The 5726-nt window shown below is 31.3% G+C and carries 5 protein-coding genes; 2 read left to right on the plus strand and 3 right to left on the minus strand.

Annotation, left to right across the window (positions count from 1 at the left end):
- The 3 genes from N4A40_10835 to uvrA form a co-directional block, all read right to left on the minus strand.
- Positions 1-621 (minus strand): AraC family transcriptional regulator (locus tag N4A40_10835; protein MCT4662347.1); only part of this gene is annotated, 621 nt, incomplete at its 3' end.
- 200 nt (positions 622-821) lie between these two features.
- Entirely contained in the window at positions 822-1352 is a 531-nt protein-coding gene (locus N4A40_10840) for a dihydrofolate reductase family protein (GenBank protein ID MCT4662348.1), read from the minus strand.
- Between the two features lie 2 nt (positions 1353-1354).
- On the minus strand, positions 1355-3835 hold the full coding sequence (uvrA, locus tag N4A40_10845; GenBank protein MCT4662349.1) for an excinuclease ABC subunit UvrA: 2481 nt from the start codon (positions 3833-3835) through the stop codon (positions 1355-1357).
- Positions 3836-3926: 91 nt separating this feature from the next.
- On the opposite strand from uvrA, the gene N4A40_10850 reads away from it, so the two are divergent.
- Together N4A40_10850 and N4A40_10855 are read left to right on the plus strand one after the other, a co-directional pair.
- The gene (locus N4A40_10850; GenBank protein MCT4662350.1) at positions 3927-4748 is read left to right on the plus strand and encodes a MerR family transcriptional regulator; all 822 of its coding nucleotides are present in this window, start codon (positions 3927-3929) and stop codon (positions 4746-4748) included.
- 67 nt (positions 4749-4815) lie between these two features.
- Positions 4816-5523, plus strand: coding sequence for a hypothetical protein (locus tag N4A40_10855; protein MCT4662351.1), 708 nt, complete (start codon positions 4816-4818; stop codon positions 5521-5523).
- The last annotated feature ends 203 nt before the right edge of the window (positions 5524-5726 follow it).

Raw genomic sequence — 5726 nt, forward strand, 5'->3', positions numbered from 1 at the left:
ATCATTTACTTCTTCAACTGCTATCATATAATTAAATTCATCTTTATATTTATCGAAATCCTTAGATACACCTAGAATCCCTAGCTTGCCTGCCTTTGAAGAAATCCAGTCATATGAGCCATCTTCCATGCAATCGTACCAGAATTTTGGTACTTGATTAAAATTTTCTTCATTTTCCATAGATATTCTTGTTTGTTTGCCTACTACTTTAAAACTTCCTTTATCAAAAATTTTATAATTCATATTTTTATCTCCTTTTATTGAAATGTGAAAGGATAGTTTAGGATATGCATTGAGATTTACTCCTGGCTCGCGCGCTGCCGAAGGACTTATTCCATGCATTTTTTTAAAAGCTTTTGTGAATGCTTCAGGCGTTTCATAACCATACTTATAAGCTACATTTATAATCTTTTCACCAGATATAATATCCTGTGTAGCTAGTGTAAGTCTCCTTCTTCGTATATATTCACCTATTGTAACACCAGTTATCATATGGTACATACGCTGAAAGTGAAACGTAGATGATAATGCAATTTTTGCTACCTGCTCAACATCAAGCTTTTTAGTTATATTAGCCTCCATGTATTCTACTGCATCATTCATCGAATTAAGCCAATCCATAAAGCCACTCCTTTCTCTTTCTATATTAGCTATTTTCTACTTATTTGTCCTGTCTTTAAATGCTACCTGTTGACAGGTTTGAATTATAAGTTTTTCAATAGAGTAAAAATTAATGATTTACAAATGTGTATTTATCTTCTTCCATCATCTTGTCTAAATTATAATAGAAGAGCCTTGTATTTACAAGACTCTCTCTAAAACTATCTTTTACCATAAGTAAGTGTAGTTATTCCATCATTTATAGAATAATCATTCAGCTGCAAATCTATTTTAGGATAGTCACCTTTGAACAACCTTCTACCATTCCCTAGAATTGTTGGTATAATAGCAATAATATATTCATCAACTATATTTGCTCTTATAAATGAATCCGTCAAAACAGCACCTCCAAACAACCAAATATTCTTCCCCTCAACTTCTTTGCGTTCAAGTATACTATTGCAGATATCTCCACTAATAAACTTTGCATTCTCCCTTGCCTCTAATTCCCTGTGAGTTGCTACAATTATTTCTTTGTCATCAAACGTCGATAAACCAGAAAGGACTACATCTTCATATGAAACTGAACCCATGACTAACGTATCCACCCCATCTAAGAATTTCTCAAAGTCATAGACCTCTGTTGCGTTCTTACTATCTTTCCCATGACCAACAATCCAATCAAAACCGCCATTCTCATCACAAATATAGCCATCTAAACTAACTGCCAAATTTAATATAATTTTCCTCATAATCATTCTCCTTCAACAAATTCTCTTAAATACTGTTGTGTATATCCTCGTTTACTCTCTAACAAATCCCTTACCGTTCCATAAGCAATAATATCTCCCCCATCACTACCACCTTGTGGACCTAAATCAATAATATAGTCAGAAGCTGAAATTACTTCTAAGGAATGTTCAATAACAAAAATTGAATTCCCTTTATTCTTAAGTTTAAATAATAATTTCATTAATTTCTCAATATCACTAGGATGTAATCCAGTAGTTGGCTCATCAAGTATATAGATAGTGTTTTGAGTTTCATCTCTAGATAACTCTTTTGAAAGTTTTATTCTTTGACATTCCCCACCTGATAAAGTTATTGTAGTTTGTCCAAGTTTTAAATATCCTAAACCAACTTCTCGTAAAAACATCAATTTTTCTTTTATCAAATATTCCTCTGAAAAATGTTCGATGCACTCATCAACAGTCATATCCAATATATTTGATATATGCTTTCCTCGATACGTTACATTTAGCACTTGCTGCTTAAAGCGATGTCCTTCACATGCTGGACACTCTACTTCAATATCATCTAAGAAATGCATGTCTAATTTCACAACACCAAGCCCTTGACATTTCTCGCATCGTCCACCCTTTACATTAAATGAAAAATGAGATGGTTTTAACTTCAGTTTTTTTGCATCCTTCTGATTTGCAAATAACTCTCGAATCAAGGTAAATACTTCTGTGTATGTCGCCACATTTGATCTAGACATCCTACCAATAGGTTTTTGATCAATTGTAACCACTCTATTTACTTCATTTAAATTGTCAATAGACTCACAATCTGCATACCCACTTTTAACGTACTTGTCAATAACATCAATAACAAGTGAAGATTTCCCACTACCCGAAACACCCGTGAAGCATACAAATGCATTTAAAGGTATATCAACATCTATATTTTTCAAATTATGTGAAAATGCATTTTTTACAGAAATCATTCTATTAAACTTCAATGATTCATACTCTAATTTCATTTTTCGCTTAAGATATTTACCTGTAAGTGATTTTGTGTCATTTACAATATCTCTAGGAGTTCCAGAAAAAACTATTTCACCACCATTAGGACCTGAAAAAGGTCCAAAATCAATTATATAGTCACATTTTTCAATGAAATCTGTATCATGCTCTATAACCAAAATAGTATTTCCTAAATCTCTAATATGCATCAATGCTCTAAGTAGCATCATAATATCATGTGGGTGCAATCCTGTAGTTGGTTCATCTAAAATATATAATACCCCCGTCAAACCACTATCAATTATATTTGACAATTTCAACCTCTGTGCTTCACCACCAGATAATGAACTAATAGATCGCTCTAACGAAAGATAACCTAACCCAATCTTGATAACATTGTCAATTCTCTTTCTTAAATCAGCTAAAACAACCTTTGCTATACTCAATTCAGCTTCTGTTAGTTCTAAATGGTTAAGCCAATTCATTAATTCTTTCAAATCAAATTTACTCACTTCTACAATGGTTTTCCCATTAACCATCACAGTTCTCCCATCATAGCCTAATCGACTTCCATGACATTCTGAGCAAGTATTGATTACAAAAGAATTTGTTATTTTACTGTTCTTTTTCTCCTTCTTCGAATGTTCTTTGGCCTTTTCTTTCATGAATGTCAAAATACCTTTGAAGTAGCCATCATTAACTTTTTTAGGCTTTTTAACATTCGGGTAAATTGATTTAAACTTTTCCGAATCCACACCCTCATAAAAAACCAGCTTTTCTATTTCATTAAACTCTCTGACCTTCTTCGAGGCGTCAAATTCAAATCCATAGTACTTTCCACAATTTTCTAGAACTTCACCATAAAAACTTCCGAATTGTCCACTTCCCCAAATACTTACTGCCCCTTCTTCTAAACTTAGTGATTCATCTACTACTTTAGATATGTCAATTTCAGTAACTGTACCTAACCCACTACAAGTTTGACAATAACCCTCCGGCTTGTTGAACGAAAACATCCCCATTGTTAAATGTGGCATATCATTATGACATACTGAACATCTTACATTCTTTTCATCGATTTCAGTCGAATCACCACTACTATAATCAGGACTAATTTTAGTCTTACAAACTGGACATATTCTGGTTCCAAGTTTAGAATACAAAACTCTTAAATACGTTAATATTTCAGTATACGTTCCAACATTTGATTTACTAGAACCTACAATACCTCTTTGTGAAATTCCAATAGCAGGAGATAAGCCCACAATACTTTCTACTTTAGGCTTATTTAAACCGTCAGTTACTAAACCCATTGATTCCATATATTGTCTCTGACATTCTCTTTGTAAAATATCCATTGCAAATGTTGACTTACCACTCCCCGATGGTCCCGTAATCGCTACCAATTTATTTTTAGGAATTGATATAGAAACATTTTTGAGATTATGCTCATATGCTCCAACTATTTTAATATATTCACTTATCATTTCTACCTCCAATACTACTTTTAATTGCTATAACATTGCTATATAATTAAAATATAAACTATAATGTTACATTACAGTCAAGGAGAAACTTATGAATGATATGAAAAAATATAAAATTAGTGAAGTAGCAAAACTATTTGATATCACAAGAACCGCTCTAATCCATTACGACAACTATGGATTGCTATCTCCTTCAATTAGAAATGAAAAAAATTACCGCTATTACACTTCAGATGACCTGCAAAAACTTGAACTTATCCTAGCACTTAAAGAAAGCGGATTAACATTAAAAGAAATCCAATCTTACTTAACTGAAGAAGGCAAAAAAACGAGCATAGAACTATTGAATCACCAAAAGAAGGAAATAGATAAAAAAATTGAAACACTAAAAATGCAACGCTATATTATTGAAAAAAGATTAGAGAACTTAACAGAATTGCATAGTATAGATATCTATGAAGGCATCAAACTAAATGAATATCCTGAAATGATTATCATTAAAGAACCTATTGGTTATGGTCCACTTATGACTTACGATTCTGCAGTAAGCCGATTAAGAAGGAAACTAGAACAAGAAGGTTCACTTTCAAGCAAGTTTGGTATCTGCTTCGATACAACCCATTCGGATCAATTAGGCAAATACAAAATGAAATATATCTTTGATTACTTGAATGCAGAAGGAAGTGCTCTTAAATCAACAAAACAGCCAAGTAGTAAATTTATTAGATGCTTGCACAAAGGTAAACATACAACAGTTGAGATAACCATTAACAAACTATTATCCTATGCCAATGAAAAAAACTACATTGTTTCTGGAGAGGCATACTTCATACCTCTATTCAATTATTGGGAATCTATTTCAGATGAGTTTGTAGGCGAAGTTTTGATACCTATAAAAATAAAAAATGATTAGACAACTAATCTATGCTTTGAATGGTGAATTGTAAAAAAGAGAATATAATTTGTGGAGGTGGCTATATATGAATTTGATTTTGACTGAAACGGATCAAGTAAGAGAACATACAAATTTAAGGGATGTATTTTTACCAATTAGAGAAGATGTAATTAAATATAATTGGTTGATATCAGATTATGAAGTTTATGATTCGGAAATTTTTAATGGAAATATAAGATGGTTTACAGGCGAAGAATTATTAAATATAACTGACAACAATGATATACAGTTTATATGGGGAGTTATTTCAGCGTTTGACAAAAGTTTCAAAATGGATTTGAATAATATTTCAACTATACCAGTGTCTTATGAACATAAAACATTGTGGAGTGACACTCCCCGCATACAGCATCCAGACTCATGTATTGAGATTGTTTGTATTGATAGTTCATCAACAATTTTACTGAGTAATGATAAAGTTATTACTTCAAAGTATAAACTTTATTATAAAGATGCAAAAAATTTAGATGAACAAAATAGATTAGTCAGCAGACAAAAACGATATGTTCAAAGTATTGTAGATGAATATTTTCAAATTAATGGAATTGATAAAGACAATATGATTTATATTTCACATGGATATTCTTATGATTTGAAATTAGACTATAATATATTAATAGCAAATTTGAGACATGTATTATTTGAAAGTGATTTTTTAAGAGTTCCAGAGGAGAAAGATACAGATGACATTTTTAGAATACTAAAAATGTCGATAATGAAAAAAGATATTTAATTTGAGTTTTCAAATACATTTTTCGTCAAAAACATCAGTTTTGCAGTCTTTTTCTGTAAACGAGATGAATGATTTCAAATCTAAAATTGATTTTAGCTAAGTAATTTTTATTTTGTTTTGCAATGCCTACGATTTGCCAACCGTGGACAGATGATGATAAAATATATAATAATGAAAAAAAGTTACTAAAAGCAGATTGAATA

The sequence above is a fragment of the Tissierellales bacterium genome (assembly GCA_025210965.1).
In the GTDB taxonomy this organism is placed as follows: domain Bacteria; phylum Bacillota; class Clostridia; order Tissierellales; family JAOAQY01; genus JAOAQY01.

Coding starts and splice junctions, on each gene's coding strand:
- N4A40_10840 (MCT4662348.1), bottom strand. CDS start 1,352: ATGAGGAAAATTATATTAAATTTGGCAGTTAGTTTAGATGGCTATATT.
- uvrA (MCT4662349.1), bottom strand. CDS start 3,835: ATGATAAGTGAATATATTAAAATAGTTGGAGCATATGAGCATAATCTC.
- N4A40_10850 (MCT4662350.1), top strand. CDS start 3,927: ATGAATGATATGAAAAAATATAAAATTAGTGAAGTAGCAAAACTATTT.
- N4A40_10855 (MCT4662351.1), top strand. CDS start 4,816: ATGAATTTGATTTTGACTGAAACGGATCAAGTAAGAGAACATACAAAT.